Here is a 24,745-nt window from a genome sequence, read left to right on the forward strand (position 1 = left end):
CCGGCCACCAACTCACCACCCGAGGAACCGACCACCACAGCCCGGTCCTCCAAAGCCGCCCGCCCCGCCAGCGACCACCCCACATCCACCGGCGACACACCCTCGCCCACACGGGACAGCAACCGCTCGGCCTGCGCCCGCAGCGCCCCTTCCCCACGCCCGGACACCACCCACGGCACCACCGAAGGCACCGACCCCGAGACCCCCGGAACCTCCGGAGCCTCCGGAGCCTCCTCCACGATCACATGCGCGTTGGTCCCGCCCATTCCGAAGGACGACACACCCGCAACGAGCGAATCGGCTTCCCGGGGCCAGGTTCCCAGCTCTGTCTGCACCTGTAGCTGGAGCGAATCCAGTGGGATGTCAGCCGGGGGTTCCGTGAAGTTGAGGCTTGCCGGAACAAGCCTGTGCCTGATCGACAGAACGGCCTTTATGAGACCGGCGACACCGGCCGCGCCTTCCAGGTGTCCGAGATTCGTCTTCACCGATCCGACGCGCAGCGGATTACCGTTCGGGCGCTTCCGGCAGAAAGCGGCGCCAAGTGCCGCCGCTTCGATCCGGTCGCCCACACGTGTGCCGGTTCCGTGAAGTTCGACATACTGAACAGCGGCGGGGTCAATGCCGGCGCGTGTGCATGCGAGGCCGATGACTTCTTCTTGTGCCGCCTGGTGCGGCACGGTGAGTCCCGGTCCGCCTCCGTCGTTGTTCACCGCGCTGCCGCGAATGACACAAAGGACGCGGTCCCCGTCGGCGAGGGCGTCGGAGAGTCGCTTGAGAACGACGATTCCGCCGCCCTCTCCGCGGACGTATCCGTTGGCCTGCGCGTCGAAGGTCCGGCACTGTCCGTCGGGGGAAAGTCCGCCGAACTTCTCCGAGCGTTCGGCGCTCTCGGGGGCGAGGGCGAGGTTGACCCCGCCGGCCAGGGCGAGGGTGCACTCTCCGGTACGCAGCGCCTGGGCGGCCTGGTGCACGGCGACGAGGGAGGAGGACTGGCCGGTGTCGACGGTGATGCTGGGTCCGCGCAGGCCAAGGGCGTAGGAGACGCGATTGGCGATGATGCTGCGAGCCAGGCCGGTCATGGCGTACTGGCCGACGGCGGCGGGCGCCTGGCGGTGGGTGAGCATCGCGTAGTCGTCCCACATGGCGCCGACGAACACGCCGGTCGAGCGGCCTTGAAGGCTCGGCGGAGCGATGCCGGAATCCTCCAGCGCTTCCCATGCCAATTCCAGTGCGAGGCGCTGCTGCGGGTCCATCGCGGCGGCCTCGCGCGGGGAAACTCCGAAGAAACCAGGATCGAATTCTTCGACTCGTTCCAGCTTCCCGGGAACGACGGAACGCCCTTCCCGCAACAACTCCCAGAATTCGGCTGAACTGGACACGCCCGGAAAACGGCAAGAAGTGCCGATGATGGCGATGTAATCATCAGTTAAGGCGCGCATGTCGACCGACATACTGTGAAGATCCCCCGTCTGGCATGGAAAGCGGACATTGCACCCGCCGCCACCTTCCCCGGAGGGCGACCGCGCACTCCGGGTACGGCGACTTCCTGCAAGTCGATCGCACCCTAACCCGCTGACGCGATCCGACGTCAAGAAAATTCTGGCTGAAACAAGGTGCTCACCGACGGATGCTTCCGCCTCTCCGGCGGCGTGATCAGGCCATCGTCGTGACGGGCGACCGCACCGCTTCACCTGCGAACTGTGGTGCATCTCACGCCTGAGTGCGGCGGGGCCGGCTGGCATTGCAGTTCACTCCAATGGAACGCGCGCCTGACTGTCCTTCCCCTGCCTCGGACCGCGTGTTAGGTTGCAGTGAACGATCAAGGGGGAAGTCCTGGTGCGTCGGTGACTCTACGTCACCAGGCTGGCTCGTTAGCCGAGTTGTGGACGGCGCGGGTCCCAGGGGGTCTCGGCCGCCCTGGAGCGCGGCCCGTTTCCGGAGCCTCTCCCTCCAGGTGAACATCCGTCCCGTTTCCCGTACTTGCGCAGAAAGCCCATTGCCGTCCGCCGCCCGCCGGTGACGACCGCGACCGTGGCCCGCGCACATGAGCATGCCCCCGTCCCTGACAGCCGTAGCGAGCCGGCCCGGTGAGCGTGAAGGAGTGTGTCCGGCACGATGAGTGAACCAACAGCCCGTCAAGTCGCCATCGTGGGTGCGGGGGTGATGGGTTCGGGGATCGCTGCCCTGGTACTCGGACACGGCATCCCCGTCGTCCTGGTCGACGTCGACGACACGACGCTGAGCGCGGCCCGCACCAGGATCGGGCAGCAGCTGCGGCACGCCCAGCTCATGGGCGCGCTGCCCGCGGACACGGCGCCCGGCGAGCTGACGACCAGCGTGTCCCTGGCCGACGTCGCGGACGCGACCGCGGTGATCGAGGCGATCGTGGAGCTGCCGGCGGAGAAGGCCAAGGTGCTGGCCGAGGTCTCGGCGGCCGTACGGCCCGGGACGCCGCTGATCTCCAACACGTCCGGCATCCCCATCGCCGAGCTGGCCGGGGCGGTGGACCGGCCCGCGGAACTGCTCGGCACGCACTTCATGAACCCGTCGTACCTGATCAAGATGGTCGAGGTCAGCCGGGGTCCGCAGACCGGTGACGCCGCCGTGGCGGCCGTGGTCGAGCTGCTGTCCGCGCTGAACCGCAAGGCGGTCATCGTGCGGGACGCGCCGGGCTTCGTCACGAGCCGACTGCTGCATCCGATGATCAACGCCGCGGCGCGGATCGTCGGCGAGGGCACCGCGACGGCGGAGGCGGTGGACGAGCTGATGGAGGGCTGCCTCGGGCACCCGACCGGCCCGCTGCGCACCGCCGACCTGATCGGCCTGGACAACCTGGCCGACTCCCTCCAGGTTCTCTACGAACGCACCGGCGACCCCTCCTGCAAGCCCGCCGGCCTGCTGCTGGAGAAGGTCCGCCAGGGTGACCTCGGCCGCAAGTCCGGCCGTGGCTTCTACGCGTACTGAGACCGCGCTGAGACCCGCGCTGAGAGCTGATGCCGCGCCGAGACACGCGCGCTGAGAGCCGAAGACCCCCCTGAAAGTCACTCTGAAAGCCGAAAGGTGTTGCGGTGAGCACTGAACAGACCCCGCAGGGCGCCGAGTTGAACGCCGAATCCGTCGAGCGGGAGCTGCTGGGCTTCCTGGAGGCCAAGACCCGGACGTCGCTGACGCCGGACCAGGACATGTTCGCCTCCGGCCTGGTGTCCTCCATGTTCGCCATGGAGCTGGTCGTCCACCTCGAACAGACCTACCAGGTCGCCATCGTGGGCGCGGATCTCAAGCTGGACAACTTCCGGACCGTGCAGCGGATGACGGAGCTGGTGCTGCGGCTGCGGGCCGCGTCGGCCGCGGTCGGCCATGCCTGACCGGCACGTCGGCGATCCCGCTCCCGACGACCGGCTCACCGAGGGGTTCGCTCTCCTCGACTCCCTCGTCGACGGGCGGGCCGAGCAGTGGGATCTGTCCGGCGAGATCCCCCTGGAGGTGCTGCGCACCGCCGGGGAGAAGGGTCTGCTGTGCGCGCAGGTCGCCGGTGAGCTGGGCGGACTCGGCCTCAGCAGCCGGGACAACGGTGAGCTGACGGCGTACGCGGGCAGCCTGTGCAGCTCGCTGCGGAGTGTGATGACCTCGCAGGGCATGGCGGCCTGGACGATCCAGCGGCTGGCCAACCCCGACCAGTCGGCCGCGCTGCTGCCGGAGCTGGTCGGCGGCCGGCTGGCCGCGGTCGGTTTCAGCGAGAGTGGCGCCGGCTCGGACGTGACCGCCATGACCACCACGATCGAGGTGTCGGGTGACTCCGTCGTGGTCACCGGCCACAAGGTGTGGATGACCGCCGCCCACTACGCCGATCTGCTGGTCGTGTTCGGGCAGTGCGAGGGCGGCGCGGCGGTCGTCGTGGTGCCCGCCTCGGCTCCCGGCGTGCACGTGGAGCGGGTCGCCGACCCGCTGGGCTGCCGTGCGGCCGGGCATGCGAACGTGCGTTTCGACTCGGTGCGGCTGCCGCTGTCCAGCCTGCTCGGCACGCCGGGCATGCCGCTGCCGTTGCTGGTCACCACCGCCCTCGCCTACGGCCGTATCTCCGTGGCCTGGGGGTGTGTGGGCATCCTGCGCGCCTGCCGGAACGCCGCGGCGCGGCACGCCGCCTCGCGGGTGCAGTCCGGCAAGCCGCTGCACGAGCACCAGCTGGTGGCGGGGCACCTCGCCGACCTGTACGCGGCCGAGCAGGTCGCGGCCCAGGCGTGCGCGCATGCCAGCGCCTGCTGGGACGCCGGTTCCCCGGACCAGGTCGTGGCGACCGTGCTGGCCAAGCACGTCAGTGCCGGGCACGCGGCCCGCGGTGCCGCGGCGGCCGTGCAGGTGCTGGCCTCGGCCGGGGCGCGGGACGGTCATGTCGTGGCACGCGCGTACCGGGACGCGAAGCTGATGGAGATCATCGAAGGCAGCAACGAAATCTGCCAGTTGATTCTGGCGCAGCACGCCGTGGCGACGGCGCAGTGACCATCCTGGAGGATCTGCATGTCTGAAGCGCCGACCACGGTGAAGTGCCTGGTCTGGGACCTGGACAACACGCTCTGGCAGGGCACGCTGTCGGAGGGCGACGCGGTACGGCCGCTCGACGGGGTGCGGGAGCTGATCATCGAGCTGGACTCCCGGGGCATTCTGCAGTCGGTGGCCAGCAAGAACGACCACGACCTGGCCTGGGCCAAGCTGGAGGAGCTGGGGCTCGCGGAGTACTTCGTGCTGCCGCGGATCGGGTGGGGTCCGAAGTCTGACTCGGTGCGGGACATCGCGGAGCGGCTGAAGTTCGCGCACGGCACCGTCGCGTTCGTGGACGACCAGCCCGCCGAACGGGCCGAGGTCTCCTTCCATCTGCCGGAGGTCCGCTGCTACGCCGCCGACCAGTTGCCGGCGCTGGCGAACCTGCCGGAGTTCAGTCCGCGGAACGTCACCGTGGATGCGCGGCGGCGCCGCCAGATGTACCAGGCCGGCTTCCGGCGTGAGGAGGAGCAGGCCGCTTTCCGCGGGCCGACCGAGGAGTTCCTGCGCTCGCTGGAGCTGGAGATGCGCATCGGCCGGGCGACCGAGGAGCAGCTGTCGCGCGTGGAGGAGCTCACGCTGCGCACCAGTCAGATGAACGCGACCGGCGTGCACTACTCCGACGCGGCGCTGCGCGAGCTGCTGGCCGATCCCGGGCACGAGGTGCTGGTGACGACCATGGCCGACCGTTTCGGTCCGCACGGCGCGGTCGGGGTGATGCTCCTGCGGACGCGGCCGGATGTCTGGCACATCAAGTTGCTGGCGACGTCCTGCCGGGTGGTGTCGTTCGGGGCGGGTGCGGCGATCCTGAACTGGCTGATCGACCAGGCCGCCCGGGCGGGTGCCCACCTGGTGGCCGACTTCCGGCCCACGGAGCGCAACCGCATGATGGAGATCGCCTACCGGTTCGCCGGTCTCGGCGAGGAGCCCTGTGCGTGCCAGGACGCGTTGCCCGACGCGGGAGCGGAGGATCCGCGTCGGCTGCACCTGGTGCCGGCGCCTCGTGAGCCGCACGCGACGATCCGGATCAGCGCACCGGACCTGGCTGCGGACCACCGTGTGGCCACTGCGGGTCCGGTGCACTGACCGGCGTGCTCAGCATGCCTTCTTGCGCACCAGGGTGATGCCATCGGCCATCGGGAGGAGTGATATCTCCACCCGGTGGTCGTCGCGCAGGAAGGAATTCAGCTCGCGGATCGCGACCGTGTCGGGATCCTGGGCTTCCGGGTCGATGACCCGGCCGAAGAAGAGGGTGTTGTCGAGGACGACGAGTCCGCCCGGCCGTACCAGTTCGAGCGACAATTCGTAATAGCGACGGTAATTCGCCTTGTCCGCGTCGACGAAGGCGAAGTCAAAGGTGCCCGCTTTTCCTTCGCCGAGCAGGCCGGCAAGGGTTTCGGCGGCATTCCCGATACGGACGTCGATACGGTCCGACACACCCGCCTTCGTCCAGTACTCCTGGGCGATGCCGGGCCACTTGTCGCTGATGTCGCAGGTGAGCACGCGTCCGCCGGGCGCGAGGCTGCGGGCCATGCACAGGGTGCTGTACCCGGTGAAGGTGCCGATCTCCAGCACCTGACGGGCGCCCGTCAGGCCGACCAGGAAACCGAGCAACTGCCCTTCCTCGGCCATGACCTGCATGGCCTGCCCCATGGGCAGTTCACCGGTCAGCTCCCGCAGGCCGTGCAATATTTCGTCGTCCCGCAGGGAGACGTCACGCACATAGGACAGCAATTCCGGGGAGGACATGATTTGAGTAGCCACCGCCTCAACATAGTGGCGGCGCATAATGTCACGCAAGGGCGCCAAAGCGAACCCTGGAATTAAATTCCCGTGCCCTGTGTCAGCGCGGCGAACCCCGGAAGCGGGACCGGGCGCCGATGGCGGTCGCTCCGTTGGCCGAGGGCGCGCCGGCCGCGACCGGCGTGTTGCGGTCCTCGGCCTCATGTCCGTCACAGCCCCTGCCGGCCGCCGCGGTCCCGCCCGCCGGGGCGGACAGGGCCGCCGACGACGCGGCCGGCGCGACGGCCCGGCGACGGCGGTAGCGCGGCGGCACGAAGGCCTCCGCCCAGCGCGGGGCCCGCGGGGTGAAGCGCGGCAGCAGCAGCAGGACCAGGCCCACCGCGCTGAGGAACACCACGCCGAGCACGATCCACATCGACGCGGAGTTGACCGAGTACGCCAGCGTGCCGAAGGCGATCAGGGCCGACCAGAAGTACATGATCAGCACGGCCCGGCTGTGCGAGTGGCCGATCTCCAGCAGGCGGTGGTGGAGGTGGCCCCGGTCGGCGGCGAACGGGGACTGTCCGCGCCAGGTGCGGCGGACGATCGCGAGGACCAGGTCGGCGGTGGGCACCGCGATGATCGTCAGCGGGAGCAGCAGCGGGATGTAGACCGGCACGGTCTGGTGCACCGCCGCCTTCTCCGAACCCGCGTACAGGTTCAGCGCGTCCGGGTCGAGCTGGCCGGTGATGGAGATCGCGCCGGCCGCCAGCACCAGGCCGATCAGCATCGAGCCGGAGTCGCCCATGAAGATCCGCGCGGGATGCATGTTGTGCGGCAGGAAGCCCAGGCACATCCCCATCAGGATCGCCGCGAAGAGCGTGGCGGGGGCGGCGGCCTCGATGCCGTACGACACCCAGACGCGGTAGGCATAGAGGAAGAACGCGGCCGCCGCGATGCAGACCATGCCGGCCGCGAGGCCGTCCAGGCCGTCCACGAAGTTCACCGCGTTGATCGTGATGACGACGAGCGCGACGGTCAGCAGCGTGCCCTGCCACTGGGTCAGCGCGACATTGCCGACGCCGGGGATGGGCAGCCACAGGATCGTCAGACCCTGGACGACCATCACACCCGCGGCGATCATCTGGCCGCCCAGCTTGATCAGCGCGTCGATCTCGAACTTGTCGTCCAGGACCCCGATCAGCCAGATCAGGGCCGCGCCGGAGAGCAGGGCCCGCGGCTCGTTCGACTTCGCGAAGACCTCGTTGAGGTTGGTCAGGTGGTCGGCGACCAGCAGGCCCGCGCACAGCCCGAAGAACATGGCGATCCCGCCGAGGCGCGGAGTGGGCTCCCGGTGCACGTCCCGGGCTCTGATCTCCGGCATCGCTCCGGCCACGATCGCGAACTTCCGTACCGGCCCCGTCAGCAGATACGTCACCGCAGCTGTTGTGCAGAGCGTCAGCAGGTATTCACGCACGGGCTTCCCCACAGGTCTCGCTGGCCATCACAGACCCACACCCTAGCGATGGATGCATATAAGTGAGGACTTCCGGGTAACGAAGACAGTTGCACGACCGGCCGTGCTTCGGTGCCGTCAGCCTGGATACGGCGGAAACTGGCCGGTGAGGGCGCGCACCTCCTCCCGCGCCGCGGCCGGTGCCGTCTCCCCGCGCAGCACGTCCGCCATCAGCGCCGCGATCCGCACCATCTCCGGCTCCCCCATGCCCTGGGTGGTCACCGCGGCCGTCCCCAGCCGCAGGCCGCGCCCGTCGCCGTGCGGCAGCGCACAGCAGTCCAGGACGATCCCGGCGGCGGCGAGCCGGCCGCGTGCGGTGCGGCCGTCCACGCCCAGCGGGGCCGGATCGACGGTGATCAGGTGGGTGTCCGTGCCTCCCGTGGTGACGGCGAGGCCCTCGGCGGCCAGGTGACCGGCCAGCACCCGGGCATTGGCGACCACCTGACGGGCGTACGCGGCGAACGCCGGGGTCGCCGCCTCGCCGAACGCGACGGCCTTCGCGGCGATCGTGTGCATCTGCGCACCGCCCTGGGTGAAGGGGAAGACGGCGCGGTCGACGCGCTCGGCCAGCTCGCTCCCGCACAGGATCATCCCGCCGCGCGGGCCGCGCAGCACCTTGTGGGTGGTCGCGCACACGATGTCGGCGTACGGCACCGGGTTCGGCGCCACTCCCCCGGCGACCAGCCCGATCGGATGCGCGGCGTCCGCGATCAGGTAGGCCCCGACCTCGTCGGCGACCTCGCGGAAGAAGGCGTGGTCGAAGTGCCGGGGGTACGCGATGGACCCGCACACGATCGCCTTGGGCCGGTGGTTGCGGGCCAGGTGCCGCACCTGGTCGTGGTCGACGAGCCCGGTCTCGGCGTCCACCCCGTACCCCACGAAGTCGAACCAGCGCCCGGAGAAGTTCGCGGGCGAGCCGTGCGTGAGGTGGCCGCCGTACGGCAGGCCGAGGGCGAGGACGGTGTCTCCGGGGCGCAGCAGGGCGGCGTAGGCGGCCAGGACGGCCGAGGAGCCCGAGTGCGGCTGGACGTTGGCGTGGTCGGCGCCGAAGAGCTCCCTGGCCCGGTCGATGGCGGCGCGTTCGGCCACGTCGACGAGCTCGCAGCCGCCGTGGTGCCGGGCGCCGGGGTAGCCCTCGGCGTACTTGTTGGCGAGGGGCGAGCCGAGGGCGGCCAGCACGGCCGGCGAGCAGAAGTTCTCGGCGGCGATCAGCTGCAGGGTGGTCGATTGCCGGTCGAGTTCCGCGAGCAGGATCTCGGCCATCGCCGGGTCCTGCCGCCGCAGGACGTCGGTCTCAAGGGTATGGGTGACCGACATGGCGGGCTCCCGGGCGGTCGACGGTGACGTAACCCCAATGTAGGGCGGGGCCGCGCCGGGCGCGCGCCGCCGCGGCCGGTCGTTGCTACGCCCGCGCCGCGACACCCGTCAGCGCCGTCACCACAGGGTCCAGCGCCTGGTGTATCTCGTCGCCGACGGAGCGGAAGAACGTCAGCGGGGCGCCGTAGGGGTCGTACACCTCGTCCGCCTCCGCATTGGGCGCGAGCAGCCACCCGCGCAGTGCGGCGGCCGCCCGCACCAGTGCACGGGCGCGCAGGACCACCCCGTCCTCCAGCGGCGGCAGCGTGGCCGGGTCTATCGCCCGGACCAGGCGGGTGAACTCCTTCAGGGTGAAGGTACGCAGGCCCGCCGAGTGTCCCATCGAGATCACCTGCGCCCGGTGGTCACGTGTGGCCGTCAGCACCAGGTCGGCCTTGATCACATGCTCGTCGAGAAGCTCCCGGCCGAAGAAGCCCGAGGTGTCCGCGCCGAACTCGGCCAGCACCGCCTCCGCGTTGGCCTCCATCGGGGCGCCCTCGTGGCCCCAGGTGCCCGCGCTCTCCACGATCAGCCCGCCGCCGAGCACACCGAGCCGCTCCGCGACGAAATGCCGGGTCAGCCGCTCGGTGATGGGCGAGCGGCACACATTGCCGGTGCTGACGTGGAGGATGCGGAAGGTGTCGCGCGGGAGCCCGACGAACGTCGTCGTGACCTCCGCGGCACGCTCCCCGATGCCTATGCCACGCCCCGCGTCAGGGGCCGTCAATTCGCCACCTCAAGGTCGGGTACGACCTTCCGCAGCTCCTCCGGCGACAGCGCGCCCTCGCGCAGCAGCACCGGTACCCGGCCGGTGACGTCGACGATGGAGGAGGGGACGTTGCCGGGGGTCGGGCCGCCGTCCAGGTAGACGGAGACGGAGTCGCCGAGCATCTCCTGCGCGGCGTCGCAGTCCTCCGGCGCCGGGTGCCCGGTGAGGTTGGCGGAGGACACGGCCATCGGGCCGACCTCGGTCAGCAGCTCGATCGCGACGGGGTGCAGGGGCATGCGGACGGCCACCGTGCCGCGGGTGTCGCCGAGGTCCCACTGCAGGGACGGCTGGTGCTTGGCGACCAGCGTCAGGGCGCCCGGCCAGAACGCGTCGACCAGTTCCCAGGCCAGCTCGGAGAAGTCCGTGACGAGGCCGTGCAGGGTGTTCGGGGAGCCGATGAGGACGGGGGTGGGCATGTTGCGGCCCCGGCCCTTGGCGGCGAGCAGGTCGGCGACCGCCTCCGAGGAGAAGGCGTCGGCGCCGATGCCGTACACCGTGTCGGTCGGCAGCACCACCAGCTCGCCCCGGCGGACGGCGGACGCGGCCTCGCGCAGACCCGTCGCGCGGTCGGTCGCGTCGTTGGTGTCGTATCGCCGTGCCATCTAGCGGGCCTCCTCGTACACGTACTGCGGTTTCGAAGTCATGGGGGTGGTCACGGCAGCGCCTTGCGGGCGGTCGCGAACCGGGGGCGGTTGTTGAGGTCGGGGTGGTCGGCCGCGTCGGCCCAGCCCCGCTCCTCGGTGAAGATCCAGGGCACCTGGCCGCCCTGGGTGTCGGCGTGCTCGATCACGACGACCCCGCCGGGGCGCAGCAGCCGGTGCGCGGTGCGTTCCAGGCCCCGGATCAGGTCGAGGCCGTCCTCGCCGGAGAACAACGCCAGCTCCGGGTCGTAGTCACGGGCCTCGGGGGCGACGTACTCCCACTCGGTGAGCGGGATGTACGGCGGGTTGGAGATGACCAGGTCGACCTGCCCGTCGAGGTCGGGGAAGGCCGTCAGGGCGTCGCCCTGGCGCAGGTCGACCCTGGACCCCGCCACGTTCTTCCGCGTCCACACCAGGGCGTCCTCGGACAGCTCCACGGCGTGCACGCGCGAGCGCGGGACCTCCTGGGCGAGGGCCAGCGCGATGGCGCCGGAGCCGGTGCACAGGTCGACGATGCACGGCTCGACGACGTCCATGGCGCGTACGGCGTCTATGGCCCAGCCGACCACGGACTCGGTCTCCGGCCGCGGCACGAAGACACCCGGCCCGACCTGGAGCTCCAGGTAGCGGAAGTAGGCCCGGCCGGTGATGTGCTGCAGCGGCTCGCGCTGCTCGCGCCGGGCGATGACCTCCCAGTACCGGGCGTCGAAGTCCGCGTCCTTCACGGAGTGCAGTTCGCCGCGCTTCACGCCGTGCACGAACGCGGCGAGCTCCTCCGCGTCGGTGCGCGGCGAGGGCACGCCGGCGTCGGCCAGCCGCTGGGTGGCCTGGGCCACCTCCGCGAGCAGCAGGTTCACGCGAGTCCTCCGTGTCGTACTCGTACTTGCGCTCGTACGTGCGTACGTGTCTTACGCGGCGGCGAGCTTCGCCGCCGAGTCGGCGTCGACGCAGGCCTGGATGACCGCGTCGAGGTCACCGTCCAGGACCTGGTCCAGGTTGTAGGCCTTGAAGCCGACACGGTGGTCCGAGATGCGGTTCTCCGGGAAGTTGTAGGTGCGGATCTTCTCGGAGCGGTCGACCGTGCGGACCTGGCTGCGGCGGGCGTCGGCGGCCTCCCGCTCGGCCTCCTCCTGCGCCATGGCGAGCAGCCTGGAGCGCAGGATACGCAGAGCCTGCTCCTTGTTCTGCAGCTGGCTCTTCTCGTTCTGGCAGGAGGCGACGACCCCGGTCGGCAGGTGCGTGATGCGTACCGCGGAGTCGGTGGTGTTGACGGACTGGCCGCCCGGGCCGGAGGACCGGTAGACGTCGATCCGCAGGTCGTTCGGGTTGATCTCCACGTCCACCTCCTCGGCCTCGGGGGTCACGAGGACACCGGCGGCGGAGGTGTGGATACGGCCCTGGGACTCGGTGGCCGGCACGCGCTGCACGCGGTGCACACCGCCCTCGTACTTCAGCCGCGCCCACACGCCCTGCCCGGGTTCGAGCTGACCGCGGGCCTTCACCGCGACCTGGACGTCCTTGTAGCCGCCCAGCTCGGACTCGGTGGCGTCGATGATCTCGGTCTTCCAGCCGACGCGCTCGGCGTAGCGCAGGTACATGCGCAGCAGGTCGCCGGCGAACAGCGCCGACTCGTCGCCGCCCGCGCCCGCCTTGATCTCCAGGATGACGTCCTTGTCGTCACTCGGGTCACGCGGCACCAGCAGGAGGCGGAGTTTCTCGGTCAGTTCCTCGCGCTGCTTGTCCAGCTCCTTGACCTCGGCGGCGAAGTCGGGGTCGTCGGCGGCGAACTCGCGCGCGGTCTCGATGTCGTCGCCGGTCTGCTTCCAGGAGCGGTACGTGGCGACGATCGGGGTGAGCTCGGCGTAGCGCTTGTTCAGCTTGCGCGCGTTCGCCTGGTCGGCGTGGACCGACGGGTCGGCGAGCTTCTTCTCCAGATCGGCGTGCTCGGCGACGAGTTCGTCGACGGCCTCGAACATCTTGGGCTCCTGTACTGCGGGGGAAGGGCTGGCGGGCGACCAAAAACGCCGGTCCCGGCGCACGCCCCGGTAGGGCGTACGGCCGTGGACCGGCGAATTGGGGCTCGCTACTTCTTGGAGCCGGCGGCCTTGCCGAAGCGGGCCTCGAAGCGGGCCACACGGCCACCGGTGTCGAGGATCTTCTGCTTGCCCGTGTAGAACGGGTGGCACTCGGAGCAGACCTCGGCGCGGATGGTGCCGCTGGAGATCGTGCTGCGGGTGGTGAACGACGCGCCACAGGTGCAGCTGACCTGCGTCTCGACGTACTCGGGGTGGATGTCGCGCTTCAAGGTGTCTCCTAGGTTTCGGGAGGGCGCCGGGTCGCTGCCGCGGGGTGCGGGAACGTGAACCGGAGCCGACGTACCAGTCTGCCAGGACTGGGCCCATCCCCCAAAACCGGGGGCCGGTGTTCTTTATTCCGCGAGGGATTCCGCAGGGGTCCGCGGCCCTCAGCCGCTCACCACGCCCTTGGCCTCACCGGTGGCCGTGCCCTTGGTGGCCGACCGGGGGATCGGGCGGTCGTTCTTCAGCGCGTCCCACACCAGCTGGGCCTTGGACTTCTCCAGGAGGACCCGGTTGGGGTTGGCCGGGTCGTACTGGACCGGCATGGTGATCATGGTCATGTGCTTCGGGCCGATGCCCTTGAGGCCGTCCGCGAAGTCCATCAGGGAGTTGACCGAGCCGAGGTCGGAGTCGGTGGTGACGGTCTTGGTGGCGGTGTCGGCGAGGTCGTACAGCCTCTTGGGGCTGGTGAGGACGCCGACGTGCTCGACCTGGTCGAGCAGCGCCTTGACGAAGGCCTGCTGGAGCTGGATGCGGCCCAGGTCGGAGCCGTCGCCGACGCCGTGCCGGGTGCGGACCAGGCCGAGGGCCTGCTGCCCGCTCAGGGTGTGGGTGCCGGCCGGCAGCTTCAGGTGGCTCTGCGGGTCGTTGATGCTCTTCGTCGTGGTGACCGGGACACCGCCGAGGTCGTCGACGAGCTTCTGGAAGCCCGCGAAGTCGACCTCCAGGTAGTGGTCCATGCGGATGCCGGTGATCGACTCGACGGTCTTCACGGCGCAGGCCGCGCCGCCGGTGCCGTAGGCCTCGTTGAACATCGAGCCTGCGGCGGGCGGGTGCACGGTGCCCTTGGTGTCGGTGCACCGGGGCCGGTCGACCAGGGTGTCGCGGGGGATGGAGACCACGCTGGCCTTCTTGTGGCCCCGGTAGACGTGGACGATCATCGCCGTGTCGGAGCGGGCGCTGCCGTCGTCGGTGCCGCCGCCGAGCTTCTTGTTCGTTCCCGAGCGGGTGTCCGAGCCGAGGACCAGGATGTTCTCGGAGCCGTTGTCGACCTTCGAGGGCCGGTCGTTGCCGAGGGCCTGGTCGATGTCGACGCTCTTGAGGTTGCCGTTGAGCTTGAAGTACAGGTACCCGGCGCCCACACCGCCCAGCACCACCACTCCGGCGGCCGTCCAGGCCGTGGCGCGCAGGGCCTTGCGGCGCGTGCTGCGGGCCTTGCGGCGGCGGCCCTTGCCTCGTGGGCGGGGACCGGTCTCGCCCGCCTCGGGTATGACGGGCTCCGGCGTGCTCTGGGCGGTCAACATCGCTCCTAGGTCTCGTCGGTCGGTTACCCCCTGCTGTCAGGGTCAGGCGCGGGCAGTACCGCTCCATGGTCGCCCCGCTGGGTCAGACGGAGAAACTCGGGAAAGAGTTGCACAACGCAGAGTGCCCCTCGGGTGGGGCGATGGGCACTCTGCGTGGTCGTTCACCGTGGGTGTACGGCGCTCACCTGCGGCTTCAGCCCCAGAGGCCGCATGCCTGGAACCCGGCGCCGACCGAGATCCTTGTGGCAAAGATCTCGCTTGTGGCCTTTCCGGCCCCCTTGTGCAGGTACAGGTCGGGGTGGCGCCAAAAGGCCGCCCCCCGTCACCTGTGGACGGGGGGCGGCCTTCGGGATCACCTCAACGGCGCTCAGTCACCGTTGCCGGGCGTCGGCGTCGTCTTCTGAATCTGCATCAGGAACTCGACGTTCGACTTGGTCTGCTTCATCTTGTCGAGCAGCAGCTCGATCGCCTGCTGCTGGTCCAGCGCGTGCAGCACCCGGCGCAGCTTCCAGACGACGGCCAGCTCCTCGTTGCCGAGCAGGATCTCTTCCTTGCGGGTACCGGACGCGTCCACGTCCACCGCCGGGAAGATCCGCTTGTCGGCGAGCTTGCGGTCGAGCTTCAGCTCCATGTTGCCCGTGCCCTTGAACTCCTCGAAGATCACCTCGTCCATGCGGGACCCGGTGTCCACGAGAGCCGTGGCCAGGATGGTCAGCGAACCGCCGTCCTCGATGTTCCGCGCCGCACCGAAGAACCGCTTCGGCGGGTACAGCGCGGTCGAGTCGACACCACCGGACAGGATGCGGCCGGAAGCCGGCGCGGCCAGGTTGTAGGCACGGCCCAGACGCGTGATGGAGTCCAGCAGCACGACCACGTCGTGGCCCAGCTCCACCAGTCGCTTGGCGCGCTCGATGGCCAGCTCGGCGACCGTGGTGTGGTCCTCGGCCGGGCGGTCGAAGGTCGAGGAGATGACCTCGCCCTTGACCGACCGCTGCATGTCGGTGACCTCTTCCGGACGCTCGTCGACGAGGACGACCATCAGGTGGCACTCGGGGTTGTTGTGCGTGATCGCGTTGGCGATCGCCTGCATGATCATGGTCTTACCGGTCTTCGGCGGGGCCACGATCAGACCGCGCTGGCCCTTACCGATCGGCGAGACCAGGTCGATGATGCGGGTGGTGAGCACGCCCGGGTCCGTCTCCAGGCGGAGGCGGTCCTGCGGGTAGAGCGGGGTCAGCTTGTTGAACTCCGGGCGGCCGCGGCCGTGTTCGGGCGCCATGCCGTTGACGGAGTCGAGGCGGACCAGCGCGTTGAACTTCTCGCGCCGCTCGCCTTCCTTGGGCTGGCGGACCGCACCGGTGACGTGGTCACCCTTGCGCAGGCCGTTCTTGCGGACCTGGGCGAGGGAGACGTACACGTCGTTCGGACCCGGAAGGTACCCGGAGGTCCGGATGAAGGCGTAGTTGTCGAGGATGTCCAGGATGCCCGCGACGGGGATCAGGACGTCGTCCTCGGCGAGCTGCGGCTCGGCGATCTCGTCACGGCCACGGCGGCCACGACGGTCGCGGTAGCGCCCGCGACGGCCACGGCGGCCGCCCTCGAAGTCGTCCTCGTCCTGCTGACGGTCCTGGCGGCCGCCCTGCTGCTGGCCCTGCTGCTGACGCTGCTGGCCGCCCTGCTGGTCGTCGCCCTTGCTGCGGCGGTCGCGGTCACGGTCGCGGCCGCGCTCACGGCGGTCGCGGCGGCCACGGCCCTCGCCGTCACCGGCGTCACCCTTGGCCTCGCCCTGCTGCGCCTGCTGCTGCGCGGACGCCTCGGCCCTGGGCTCGGCCTTCGCCTCGGCGGCAACGGTCTCGGCGCCGCTCGCGGTGGGGCTGCCCGCCTCGGCGGTGGCACGGCGGCGACGGCGCTCGGTCGGGGCGTCGTCGGAGGCTGGTTGGCCGGGGATCTCGATCTGCTGCTGGGCCACGGCCTTCTCGGCGGGGGCCTCGGCCTTCTTCTCGCCGTCGGCGGCCTCACCCGTACGGGCCTTGGAGGTGGCGCGGCGCTTGGGCTTGGTCTCGGCGGCGGCCTCGGCCTTGGGGGCGGCTCCCCCGGCGGCCTGCGCTTCCTTGATGACCTCGATCAGCTGGCTCTTGCGCATCCGCGCGGTGCCCCTGATACCGAGGCCCGAGGCGACCTGCTGCAGCTCGGCCAGCACCATGCCCTCAAGGCCGGTACCGCGGCGCCGCCGGGAGCCGGCACCGGTGGCAGGCGCGGAGGCGTCCGTGGCGGGCGCGGCAGCGGTCTCCTCGACACGTGCGCCCATCAGATCGGTGGTGTCGCTCACGAAGGGTCCTTCCCTGGAGCGGACGTCGGCCTGTCTGGCTCGGCGACCGGTTGTGCTGTCCGGCTACGGTTCTGTCTTCCGTGAACCGTGCCGGGGCGGTGGTCCGCCAAAGCGGCGGAGGAAATGTGCGGTGATTGGCGCTTCCGCGAGCCGTGGCACTCAGTGTCACGTGGCGTGGTAGCACCGATTCCGGAGCGTGCCCAGTGGCCTGCTCAGTGTCCGCATACGACGTACTGCCCAGGTGCGGCGTACGGAACACGGAGTGGCGTGGGAGGCTCCCGGAGGAATGTCTGTCCCGGACTGGGACACGAGGCACCTCGCCATGGTGGGGTCGGGTGCAGACTTGAGATTAACACTACCGGATCCAACAAACATTCCCCCTCTCCAAATCCGGCAACCGTGTGTCAGGTCGCAAGCGGCAGCACGCTCGCTCCCTGCAGGTCCAGGCTCAGCCGGTTGGCGGCCCAGTCGGCGCCCGCCAGGGTCTCCACCTTGTCGGCGGTGCCGGCGTCGGCCAGGGCCATGACGGTGGGCCCGGCGCCCGAGATGACGGCCGGGACGCCCTCGGCGCGCAGCCGCTCCACCAGCGCGGCGCTCTCCGGCATGGCCGGGGCGCGGTACTCCTGGTGGAGGCGGTCCTCGGTGGCGGGCAGCAGCAGCTCGGGGCGCCGGGTGAGGGCCTCGACGAGCAGGGCGGCACGGCCCGCGTTGACGGCGGCGTCGACGTGCGGCACGGTGCGCGGCAGCAGGCCGCGCGCGGTCTCGGTCAGGACCGGCTTTCCGGGCACGAAAACCACCGGAACGATGGAATCACGGGGCTCCATCCTGATCGCCCGGGCGGCGCCGGACTCCATCCAGGACAGGGTGAAGCCGCCGAGCAGACACGCGGCCACGTTGTCCGGATGGCCCTCGATCTCGGTGGCCAGTTCCAGCAGCGCCGCGTCGTCCAGGCGGGCCTCGCCGCCTATGGTCACGGCGCGGGCGGCGACGATGCCGGCGCAGATGGCGGCGGAGGAGGAGCCGAGGCCCCGGCCGTGCGGGATGCGGTTGGCGCAGACGATCTCCAGGCCCCGGGGCTGTCCGCCCAGCAGGTCGAAGGCGGTGCGCAGGGAGCGGACGAGGAGGTGAGACTCGTCACGTGGGAGGGTCTCGCTGCCCTCCCCCGCGATGTCGATGTGCAGCCCGGCGTCGGCCACCCGGACGACCACGTCGTCGTAGAGCCCCAGCGCGAGGCCGAGGGCGTCGAAGCCCGGGCCGAGATTGGCGCTGGTGGCGGGAACGCGCACCCGGACGGCGGCGGCGCGGAACGCTGGACCGGCCATCGCTCGTTGACTCTCCTTGAGCTGCTTGACTGTCGAAGACATTCGATGACGTACGGGGAGACCCTCGGGCCGCGCAGACGGCGCGGCGCTGCCCCGATGCGAGGGCATATGCAACGGGCGGGTTCGGTACAGCCTATCGAAGGAAGGTTCTGTGGCGACATAGGGCGCACAGGAGGCGCACGATGCGTGTCGTAAGCCCCCTGTGCACCCTGTCAGGGAAAACCCGGGTGCCGGATCCTCAGCCGAGGCCGAGGCGCTCGGCCGCGGCGGCCGCGTCGACCGGGACGGTGACCGGCTGCGGGGCGCCGGCGACGGCCCAGTCGGGGTCCTTCAGACCGTTGCCGGTGACCGTGCACACGATCTTCTGGCCCGGGTCGACCCTGCCCTGCTCGGCGGCCTTCAGCAGACCGGCCACGGAGGCGGCCGACGCGGGCTCCACGAAGACGCCCTCCTGCGCCGCCAACAGGCGGTAGGCGCGCAGGATTTCACGGTCCGTCACCTCGTCGATGGCGCCACCGGACTCGTCCCGCGCCTGCAGCGCGTACTGCCAGGAGGCCGGGTTGCCGATGCGGATGGCGGTGGCGATGGTCGACGGGTCCTTGACCACCTCGCCTCGCACGATCGGCGCACTGCCGGAGGCTTGGAAGCCCCACATGCGCGGGGTCCTCGTGGCGATGCCGTCGGCGGCGTACTCCTTGTAGCCCCTCCAGTAGGCGGTGATGTTGCCCGCGTTGCCGACCGGGAGGACGTGGATGTCGGGTGCGTCGCCGAGCATGTCCACGATCTCGAAGGCGGCCGTCTTCTGGCCCTCGATACGGACCGGGTTGACCGAATTGACCAGTGCCACCGGGTAGTTCTCGCTCAGCGAGCGGGCGAGGGTGAGGCAGTCGTCGAAGTTCCCGTCGACCTGGAGGATCTTCGCGCCGTGCACGAGGGCCTGGCCCATCTTGCCGAGCGCGATCTTGCCCTGCGGCACGAGAACGGCCGAAACCATACCCGCGCGCACGGCGTAGGCGGCGGCGGAGGCGGAGGTGTTCCCGGTGGAGGCGCAGATCACCGCCTTCGCCCCCTCCTCCTTGGCCTTGCTGATGGCCATGGTCATACCGCGGTCCTTGAAGGAGCCGGTGGGGTTGGCACCCTCCACCTTCAGGTGGACCTCACAGCCCGTGCGCTCGGAGAGCACCTGCGCGGGCACGAGGGGCGTACCGCCCTCGCGGAGCGTCACGACCGGCGTGGTGTCGGATACCGGCAGCCGGTCCCGGTACTCCTCGATGATTCCGCGCCACTGGTGGGTCATTGCTGGTTACTCTCCTTCAACCCGCATGATGCTGGCGACACCCCGCACGGTGTCGAGCTTGCGCAGCGCCTCGACGGTCCCGGTGAGGGCGGCGTCGGACGCGCGGTGGGTGACGACGACGAGGGAGGCCTCGCCGTCCTTGCCCTGCTGGCGCACCGTATCGATGGACACCCCGTGCTCGGCGAACACGGTCGCGACCTGGGCGAGAACACCCGGTTTGTCCGCGACGTCGAGGCTGATGTGGTAGCGCGTGACGACCTCGCCCATGGGCGAGACGGTCAGGGCGGCATACGCCGACTCACCGGGCCCCGTTGCGCCGTTGAGCCGGTTGCGACAGACGGCGACGAGGTCGCCGAGCACGGCGGAGGCGGTCGGCGAACCGCCCGCGCCGGGGCCGTAGAACATGAGCTGCCCGGCGGCATCGCTCTCCACGAAGACGGCGTTGTACGCGCCGCGCACGGAGGCGAGCGGGTGGGTCAGCGGAATCATGGCGGGGTGCACACGCGCGGTGACCGACGCACCGTCCTTCGAGCGCTCGCAGATGGCGAGCAGCTTGATGGTGCAGCCCATCTCCTTCGCCGAGCGGAAGTCGGCGGCGGTGACCTCGGTCATGCCCTCGCGGTACACGTCGTCGAGGCGCACGCGCGTGTGGAAGGCGATGCCGGCGAGGATGGCGGCCTTGGCGGCGGCGTCGAACCCTTCGACGTCGGCGGTCGGGTCGGCTTCCGCGTACCCGAGCGCGGTGGCCTCGTCGAGCGCCTCCTGGTACCCGGCGCCCGTGGAGTCCATCTTGTCGAGGATGAAGTTGGTGGTGCCGTTGACGATCCCCAGCACCCGGTTGACCTTGTCCCCGGCGAGGGACTCGCGCAGCGGGCGGATCAGCGGGATCGCACCGGCGACGGCGGCCTCGTAGTAGAGGTCCTTGCCGTGCTCCTCCGCCGCGGCGTGCAGGGCGGCGCCGTCCTGGGCGAGCAGGGCCTTGTTGGCCGAGACGACGGAGGCGCCGTGCTCGAAGGCGGTGGTGATGAGGGTCCGGGCGGGCTCGATCCCGCCGATGACCTCGACCACCACGTCGATGTCGCCGCGTTTGACGAGAGCGGTGGCGTCGGTGGTGACGAGTTCCGCCGGGATGCCCTCACGGACCCTGGAGGGCCGCCGTACGGCGACCCCGGCCAGCTCGACCGGGGCGCCGATCCTGGCGGCGAGGTCGTCGGCGTGCGTCGTCATGATGCGCGCCACCTCTGAGCCGACCACTCCACAGCCCAGCAGCGCCACCTTCAGCGGACGCGTACGCATCATCCGACCTCGTTTCCTCATACCGTCTACGGTTGGTCCAGTCTCACTCACCGGACGGGCGTTTCTACCCTTCGTCCGGATCGTGAGACATGTATTTCATTTGTACGGGGGTGGAAGACCGCAGATCTTCCACGCCCGGGCTTCCTGGTGTCCGGTCACCCGACGTCGAGACGCAGGAGGTCCTCCTCCGTCTCACGCCTGACGATCACCCGGGCCTCGCCGTCCTTCACGGCGACGACGGGCGGCCGGGGCACATGGTTGTAGTTGCTGGCCATGGACCTGCAGTACGCGCCCGTGGCCGGTACGGCGATCAGGTCGCCCGGCGCCAGGTCGGCGGGCAGGAACGCGTCCTTGACCACGATGTCCCCGCTCTCGCAGTGCTTGCCGACGACGCGCGCGCGCATCGGCTCGGCGTCGCTGCGGCGCGAGACGAGGGCGACGCTGTACTCGGCGTCGTACAGCGCGGTCCGGATGTTGTCGGACATACCGCCGTCGACCGACACATACGTCCGCAGCCCGTCCAGCGGCTTGACGGTGCCGACCTCGTAGAGCGTGAAGGCGGTCGGACCGACGATGGCGCGCCCGGGCTCGACGGAGATGCGGGGCGTCCGCAGCCTGGCGGCGTCACACTCGCGGTTGACGATCTCCGTCAGCGCCTTGGCGATCTCATGCGGTTCACGCGGATCGTCGTCACTGGTGTAGGCGATCCCGAGCCCGCCGCCGAGATCGATCTCGGGCAGCTCGACCCCGTGCTCGTCCCGGATGTCCTTGAGCAGCCCGACGACCCGGTGCGCGGCGACCTCGAACCCGGACATGTCGAAGATCTGCGACCCGATGTGGCTGTGGATCCCGATCAGTTCCAGCCCGTCGAGCTGCAGCGCCCGCCGCACGGCCTCGGCGGCCTGCCCGCCGGCCAGCGGAATCCCGAACTTCTGGTCCTCGTGGGCGGTGGCGATGAACTCGTGCGTGTGCGCCTCGACGCCCACGGTGATCCGGATCTGGACCTTCTGCCGCTTGCCCAGGGCCTGGGCGATGTGGGCGACCCGCACGATCTCCTGGAAGGAGTCGAGCACGATCCGCCCGACACCGGCCTCTATGGCGCGGCGGATCTCCTCGGGGGACTTGTTGTTGCCGTGGAAGGCGATCCGCTCGGCGGGCATACCGGCGGACAGGGCGGTGGCCAGCTCCCCGCCGGAGCACACATCGAGGTTGAGCCCCTCCTCGTGCAGCCACCGCACGACGGCACGGGACAGGAACGCCTTCCCGGCGTAGAACACATCGGCGTCGCCCCCGAAGGCGGTACGCCACGCACGCGCGCGTGCCCGGAAATCGGCCTCGTCGAGGATGTAGGCGGGCGTGCCGTACAGCTCGGCGAGCCGGGTGACGTCGACGCCGCCGACGGTGACGACCCCGTCGGCGTCGCGCGCGACGGTCTGGGCCCAGACCTTCTGGTCGAGGGCGTTGAGGTCGGCGGGCGGCGCGGAGTAGTGCCCCTCGGGCAGGACGTCGGCGTGCCGGGGTCCGGCGGGGTGGGCGGAACGGCTCATGGCGTGGCTCTCAGACTCTCTGTCTCTCTCCGGGGCGCATCTGCTCTGGGGCCCTCAGAGGTATTCGGGTGCGTCGATGCCGAGCAGGGACAGGCCACCGGCCAGCACCGTCCCGGCGGCTTCGGCGAGGGCGAGCCGGGCACGGTGGGCGGCCGAGGGTTTCTCCTCGCCGCGGGGAAGCACGGAGGACAGGAAGGGCAGCGCGGCATCGGCAAGGGTGACGAGATGCCGGGCAAGCCGGTCCGGGGCACGGTGGGTGGCGGCCGCGGTGAGGATGCGGGGATGGTCGGCGAGGGGGGTGAGGAGGCGGCGGGCGTCGGGGGCGGCAGGACCCCGGATGCCGGAGGTGAAGAGGCCCCGGGTGCCGGGGGCGGCGTCGGGGGCCGGCGCACCGGCGCCACCAGGATGGGAGGCGCCCACCGGACGGAGCCCCCTGTCCCCCACGAGACCGGGACCCGTGTCCTCGCTGCCCCCCACGGGACCGGGTTCGGCGGTGAAGCCCAGGCGGGCGGCGTTGCGGGTGAGGGACCGGATACGGGCGTGGGCGTACCGCACCCGGAACAGCGGATTGCTCTCCCGCTGGACGAGATGGTCGGCGGTGATCCGCGGCCGGTCGTGCGGCGCCGGATGGAGCAGCGCCCACCGGGCGGCGTCGGCGCCGAGCGGAGCGGGGTCCTCCGGAGCCGGCACGGGCCGCAGACTGACGGGCTCCCCATGCTCGACGGTGGCCCGCCCGCCCTGCGTACGGACGATCCGTACGACCGCGTCGGCGACGACCTCGGCCCGTACCTCGTACGGCACCCGCAGTGCGACGACCTGCCCGGCGAGGGCGTCACCGTGCCCGTACGCGGCACCACGGGCCCGGATCTCCCGGACGAGCCCGGTGACGGGGTCGGCCTGCGCGTCGAGGCTGATGTTGAGAAAGCCGGGCCCGCTGACGACGACGTCCCGGATACCGTCGGCGCCGGCGAGCCGGGGCCGCAGGATCTCGGCGACCCGCAGCGGCGGCTGCCCGGCCGGCCGGGCGAGCTGCAGTGCGACGTTGGTGGCGAAGTCCCCGCACCCTCCGGGCCCCGGCTCGGTCACCACGACACGCTCGGGCACGGGCACACTCAGCTCCCCGTCGTCGACAGCACAACGCACCGCGCGCAGCACGGTGCGGGACAGCTCGACGGGGGTCACGGGACAAGCCTAGGGGAGGGAGGGGGTGGGTGGGCGAGGCGGTTCTCACTGTGGGACGGCCGACGGACGGCAGCCCCCCGCCGGACCGCACCGGGCACATGCGGCACGCGCGGGCAGGCGACGCCGGTGAGCCGCTCAGGCCGAGCCACCCCACAGCCCTAGCCGCCGTAGCCGCCGTACGAGATCCCACCCGGCACACCATCGGCGACCCCGCCGGAGACGCCCTTGGCCAAACCGCCGTCTCCGCCCCCTTCGCCGGCCCCGTCCCCGTCCCCGTCGCTGTTCCCGTCACCGCCCCCACCCCGGTGACCGCCGCCTCCTCCGCGCCCGTCTCCCCCGCTCCCGCGCTCGATGAGCTGCTTGACGAGCCGTACGAGTTCGGCGGGCTCGAAGGGCTTGGCGAGGAAGGCGTCCACGCCGACGTCGAGGCCGGTGTCGACCTCGTACCGCGTGCACGCGCTGATGATGGCGAGGGGCAGATGGTGGGTACGGGGATCGGCACGGAGCCGGGCGGCGGTGCGCAGTCCGTCCAGCCGGGGCATGACGACGTCGAGCGTCACGACATCCGGCCGCACCTGGTGCACCACATCCAGACACTCGGCACCATCGGCCGCGGTCACGACCTCGATCCCTTCCAGTTCGAGGTTGACCCTGATCAGCTGTCGGATGACCTTGTTGTCGTCCACAACAAGCACCCGACCCGAGGCGCCTGGCACAAGTCGAGAGTAGGTCCGGACCGGCCACCGCGTCCGGGTTTTCCCCACTTCCGCCCCCTACAGGTGACCCGCCCCGCCCCACCCCGGGAAACGGATTCCTGATCACCCCGCCGGACCTGCTAGTGTTCTACCCGTCGCCGCGAGCGAACAGCTCCACAACCGACACGCCCCCGTAGCTCAGGGGATAGAGCAACGGCCTCCGGAGCCGTGTGCGCAGGTTCGAATCCTGCCGGGGGCACCGTGGATTAGGTGCCCAAAGACCCCGTCACCAGCGGAAACGCTGAGGCCGGGGTCTTGGCGTATGTGCAGGCGTGTGCCGCCCGAAGCGGGCGTATGCCGGGGCCTGTGGACGAGGCGTGGACGGGATCTTGGAGCCTTCTCCCAGGTGAGCCCGCAAAACGATGTGGCCCCGGACCCGGGACAGGTGTGGGGCCACAGCGCAAGGCGGTACCGACTCCCCTAGTCGGCGGTGACCCCCCAGTAGGCGATCTGCGCGGGCTTACCGTCGCGGTAGAGCACTGTGCAGTTCCCCTGGGCGCGGCCTGGGAAGTCCAACCGCTCGGAGTCGAGCGCGGCGTCCCACTCCTCGTAGGTGGGCCGGCCGTGAGGAGCCCACGCGCGCACCTCGTCATCGGTCAGTGGCCGCATGAACGGACCGTCATCGGTGTCCGCGGCCTCGATCATGAGAGGGAAGTCCAACACGGAGCCCGTGCCGCCGGTGAAGATGTACTCCTGCCACTCCGGGTCATGCCACAGTTCCTCGACGGACCGCCCCTCGAAGCCGTGGTTGTCCCGCGCCAGCTCGTCTTCCTGCTCCTGCCGGAACGCGGCCGCCAAATCACGCTGATACGGACCCGTATGAGTCCATGCGTTGCCACCCATCCGAGTCCCCTCTCCACTCGAACTGCCTGTTCA

Annotated in this window: 22 protein-coding genes and 1 tRNA gene; 5 read left to right on the top strand and 18 right to left on the bottom strand. The window is 70.5% G+C overall.

The genetic code is table 11. The features are described 5' to 3' along the window. A partial coding sequence (locus tag ABT171_RS00005) for a type I polyketide synthase (RefSeq protein ID WP_351238003.1) occupies positions 1 to 1,451 on the bottom strand: 1,451 nt, incomplete at its 3' end. A 664-nt stretch (positions 1,452 to 2,115) separates the two neighbouring features. On the opposite strand from ABT171_RS00005, the gene ABT171_RS00010 reads away from it, so the two are divergent. The 4 genes from ABT171_RS00010 to ABT171_RS00025 all read left to right on the top strand — a co-directional run bounded on the left by ABT171_RS00010 (position 2,116) and on the right by ABT171_RS00025 (position 5,622). Further along, positions 2,116 to 2,964, top strand: coding sequence for a 3-hydroxyacyl-CoA dehydrogenase family protein (locus tag ABT171_RS00010; RefSeq protein WP_351238005.1), 849 nt, complete (start codon positions 2,116 to 2,118; stop codon positions 2,962 to 2,964). 104 nt (positions 2,965 to 3,068) lie between these two features. Then, positions 3,069 to 3,365 carry an acyl carrier protein gene (locus tag ABT171_RS00015; protein WP_351238007.1) on the top strand — a complete coding sequence of 99 codons (297 nt, stop codon included), beginning with the start codon at positions 3,069 to 3,071 and terminating at the stop codon, positions 3,363 to 3,365. Continuing rightward, positions 3,358 to 4,497, top strand: a complete 1,140-nt coding sequence (locus ABT171_RS00020) for an acyl-CoA dehydrogenase family protein (RefSeq protein ID WP_351238009.1) — start codon at positions 3,358 to 3,360, stop codon at positions 4,495 to 4,497. Before ABT171_RS00015 ends, ABT171_RS00020 begins: the two co-directional genes overlap by 8 nt. Positions 4,498 to 4,515: 18 nt before the next feature. Continuing rightward, on the top strand, positions 4,516 to 5,622 hold the full coding sequence (locus ABT171_RS00025; protein ID WP_351238011.1) for an HAD-IIIC family phosphatase: 1,107 nt from the start codon (positions 4,516 to 4,518) through the stop codon (positions 5,620 to 5,622). 9 nt (positions 5,623 to 5,631) lie between these two features. Here ABT171_RS00025 and ABT171_RS00030 read toward each other — a convergent pair whose 3' ends face one another. The 16 genes from ABT171_RS00030 to ABT171_RS00105 all read right to left on the bottom strand — a co-directional run bounded on the left by ABT171_RS00030 (position 5,632) and on the right by ABT171_RS00105 (position 23,878). Beyond that, positions 5,632 to 6,300: an O-methyltransferase gene (locus tag ABT171_RS00030; RefSeq protein WP_351239065.1), complete on the bottom strand. Its 669-nt coding sequence runs from the start codon at positions 6,298 to 6,300 to the stop codon at positions 5,632 to 5,634. 79 nt (positions 6,301 to 6,379) lie between these two features. Then, positions 6,380 to 7,735, bottom strand: coding sequence for an MraY family glycosyltransferase (locus tag ABT171_RS00035; protein ID WP_351238013.1), 1,356 nt, complete (start codon positions 7,733 to 7,735; stop codon positions 6,380 to 6,382). Positions 7,736 to 7,852: 117 nt separating this feature from the next. Further along, the gene (glyA, locus tag ABT171_RS00040; protein ID WP_351238015.1) at positions 7,853 to 9,091 is read right to left on the bottom strand and encodes a serine hydroxymethyltransferase; all 1,239 of its coding nucleotides are present in this window, start codon (positions 9,089 to 9,091) and stop codon (positions 7,853 to 7,855) included. Positions 9,092 to 9,176: 85 nt separating this feature from the next. Further along, positions 9,177 to 9,857 (bottom strand): arsenate reductase/protein-tyrosine-phosphatase family protein, encoded by a 681-nt coding sequence (locus ABT171_RS00045; RefSeq protein WP_351238017.1) that lies wholly within the window; start codon positions 9,855 to 9,857, stop codon positions 9,177 to 9,179. Beyond that, complete coding sequence (locus ABT171_RS00050) at positions 9,854 to 10,501, bottom strand: L-threonylcarbamoyladenylate synthase (RefSeq protein ID WP_351238019.1); 648 nt, start codon at positions 10,499 to 10,501, stop codon at positions 9,854 to 9,856. The genes ABT171_RS00045 and ABT171_RS00050 overlap by 4 nt, the downstream gene beginning before the upstream one ends. A 50-nt stretch (positions 10,502 to 10,551) precedes the next feature. Next, on the bottom strand, positions 10,552 to 11,397 hold the full coding sequence (gene prmC / locus ABT171_RS00055) for a peptide chain release factor N(5)-glutamine methyltransferase (RefSeq protein WP_351238021.1): 846 nt from the start codon (positions 11,395 to 11,397) through the stop codon (positions 10,552 to 10,554). A gap of 51 nt (positions 11,398 to 11,448) precedes the next feature. Further along, positions 11,449 to 12,516 carry a peptide chain release factor 1 gene (prfA, locus tag ABT171_RS00060; protein WP_351238023.1) on the bottom strand — a complete coding sequence of 356 codons (1,068 nt, stop codon included), beginning with the start codon at positions 12,514 to 12,516 and terminating at the stop codon, positions 11,449 to 11,451. 107 nt (positions 12,517 to 12,623) lie between these two features. Then, the gene (gene rpmE, locus ABT171_RS00065) at positions 12,624 to 12,845 is read right to left on the bottom strand and encodes a 50S ribosomal protein L31 (RefSeq protein ID WP_093720256.1); all 222 of its coding nucleotides are present in this window, start codon (positions 12,843 to 12,845) and stop codon (positions 12,624 to 12,626) included. A 159-nt stretch (positions 12,846 to 13,004) separates the two neighbouring features. Beyond that, positions 13,005 to 14,138, bottom strand: coding sequence for an LCP family protein (locus ABT171_RS00070; RefSeq protein WP_351239067.1), 1,134 nt, complete (start codon positions 14,136 to 14,138; stop codon positions 13,005 to 13,007). Positions 14,139 to 14,508: 370 nt separating this feature from the next. After that, positions 14,509 to 16,470, bottom strand: a complete 1,962-nt coding sequence (gene rho / locus ABT171_RS00075; protein ID WP_351238026.1) for a transcription termination factor Rho — start codon at positions 16,468 to 16,470, stop codon at positions 14,509 to 14,511. Between the two features lie 404 nt (positions 16,471 to 16,874). Next, positions 16,875 to 17,792, bottom strand: coding sequence for a homoserine kinase (gene thrB, locus ABT171_RS00080; protein WP_351238028.1), 918 nt, complete (start codon positions 17,790 to 17,792; stop codon positions 16,875 to 16,877). Between the two features lie 238 nt (positions 17,793 to 18,030). Further along, positions 18,031 to 19,089, bottom strand: coding sequence for a threonine synthase (gene thrC / locus ABT171_RS00085; RefSeq protein WP_351238030.1), 1,059 nt, complete (start codon positions 19,087 to 19,089; stop codon positions 18,031 to 18,033). 6 nt (positions 19,090 to 19,095) lie between these two features. Further along, on the bottom strand, positions 19,096 to 20,388 hold the full coding sequence (locus ABT171_RS00090; protein ID WP_351238032.1) for a homoserine dehydrogenase: 1,293 nt from the start codon (positions 20,386 to 20,388) through the stop codon (positions 19,096 to 19,098). 152 nt (positions 20,389 to 20,540) lie between these two features. Next, the gene (lysA, locus tag ABT171_RS00095) at positions 20,541 to 21,932 is read right to left on the bottom strand and encodes a diaminopimelate decarboxylase (RefSeq protein WP_351238034.1); all 1,392 of its coding nucleotides are present in this window, start codon (positions 21,930 to 21,932) and stop codon (positions 20,541 to 20,543) included. 54 nt (positions 21,933 to 21,986) lie between these two features. Then, the gene (gene nrtL, locus ABT171_RS00100) at positions 21,987 to 23,114 is read right to left on the bottom strand and encodes an ArgS-related anticodon-binding protein NrtL (RefSeq protein WP_351238036.1); all 1,128 of its coding nucleotides are present in this window, start codon (positions 23,112 to 23,114) and stop codon (positions 21,987 to 21,989) included. 158 nt (positions 23,115 to 23,272) lie between these two features. Then, positions 23,273 to 23,878 (bottom strand): response regulator, encoded by a 606-nt coding sequence (locus ABT171_RS00105; protein ID WP_503072325.1) that lies wholly within the window; start codon positions 23,876 to 23,878, stop codon positions 23,273 to 23,275. Positions 23,879 to 23,996: 118 nt separating this feature from the next. Between ABT171_RS00105 and ABT171_RS00110 the strand changes: the two genes are divergently transcribed. Then, a tRNA-Arg gene (locus ABT171_RS00110) sits at positions 23,997 to 24,068 on the top strand. 221 nt (positions 24,069 to 24,289) lie between these two features. On the opposite strand, the gene ABT171_RS00115 is transcribed toward ABT171_RS00110, so the two are convergent. Then, positions 24,290 to 24,667 carry a hypothetical protein gene (locus ABT171_RS00115; protein ID WP_351238040.1) on the bottom strand — a complete coding sequence of 126 codons (378 nt, stop codon included), beginning with the start codon at positions 24,665 to 24,667 and terminating at the stop codon, positions 24,290 to 24,292. Positions 24,668 to 24,745: the final 78 nt, after the last annotated feature.

It is taken from the genome of Streptomyces sp. NPDC001851, assembly GCF_040297165.1.
In the GTDB taxonomy this organism is placed as follows: Bacteria; Actinomycetota; Actinomycetes; order Streptomycetales; family Streptomycetaceae; genus Streptomyces.

Excerpts from the sequence above, each read along its gene's own strand:
- ABT171_RS00010 (WP_351238005.1), top strand. The coding sequence starts at position 2,116 with ATGAGTGAACCAACAGCCCGTCAAGTCGCCATCGTGGGTGCGGGGGTG.
- ABT171_RS00020 (WP_351238009.1), top strand. The coding sequence starts at position 3,358 with ATGCCTGACCGGCACGTCGGCGATCCCGCTCCCGACGACCGGCTCACC.
- ABT171_RS00025 (WP_351238011.1), top strand. The coding sequence starts at position 4,516 with ATGTCTGAAGCGCCGACCACGGTGAAGTGCCTGGTCTGGGACCTGGAC.
- glyA (WP_351238015.1), bottom strand. The coding sequence starts at position 9,091 with ATGTCGGTCACCCATACCCTTGAGACCGACGTCCTGCGGCGGCAGGAC.
- ABT171_RS00050 (WP_351238019.1), bottom strand. The coding sequence starts at position 10,501 with ATGGCACGGCGATACGACACCAACGACGCGACCGACCGCGCGACGGGT.
- prfA (WP_351238023.1), bottom strand. The coding sequence starts at position 12,516 with ATGTTCGAGGCCGTCGACGAACTCGTCGCCGAGCACGCCGATCTGGAG.
- thrB (WP_351238028.1), bottom strand. The coding sequence starts at position 17,792 with ATGGCCGGTCCAGCGTTCCGCGCCGCCGCCGTCCGGGTGCGCGTTCCC.
- thrC (WP_351238030.1), bottom strand. The coding sequence starts at position 19,089 with ATGACCCACCAGTGGCGCGGAATCATCGAGGAGTACCGGGACCGGCTG.
- ABT171_RS00090 (WP_351238032.1), bottom strand. The coding sequence starts at position 20,388 with ATGATGCGTACGCGTCCGCTGAAGGTGGCGCTGCTGGGCTGTGGAGTG.
- lysA (WP_351238034.1), bottom strand. The coding sequence starts at position 21,932 with ATGAGCCGTTCCGCCCACCCCGCCGGACCCCGGCACGCCGACGTCCTG.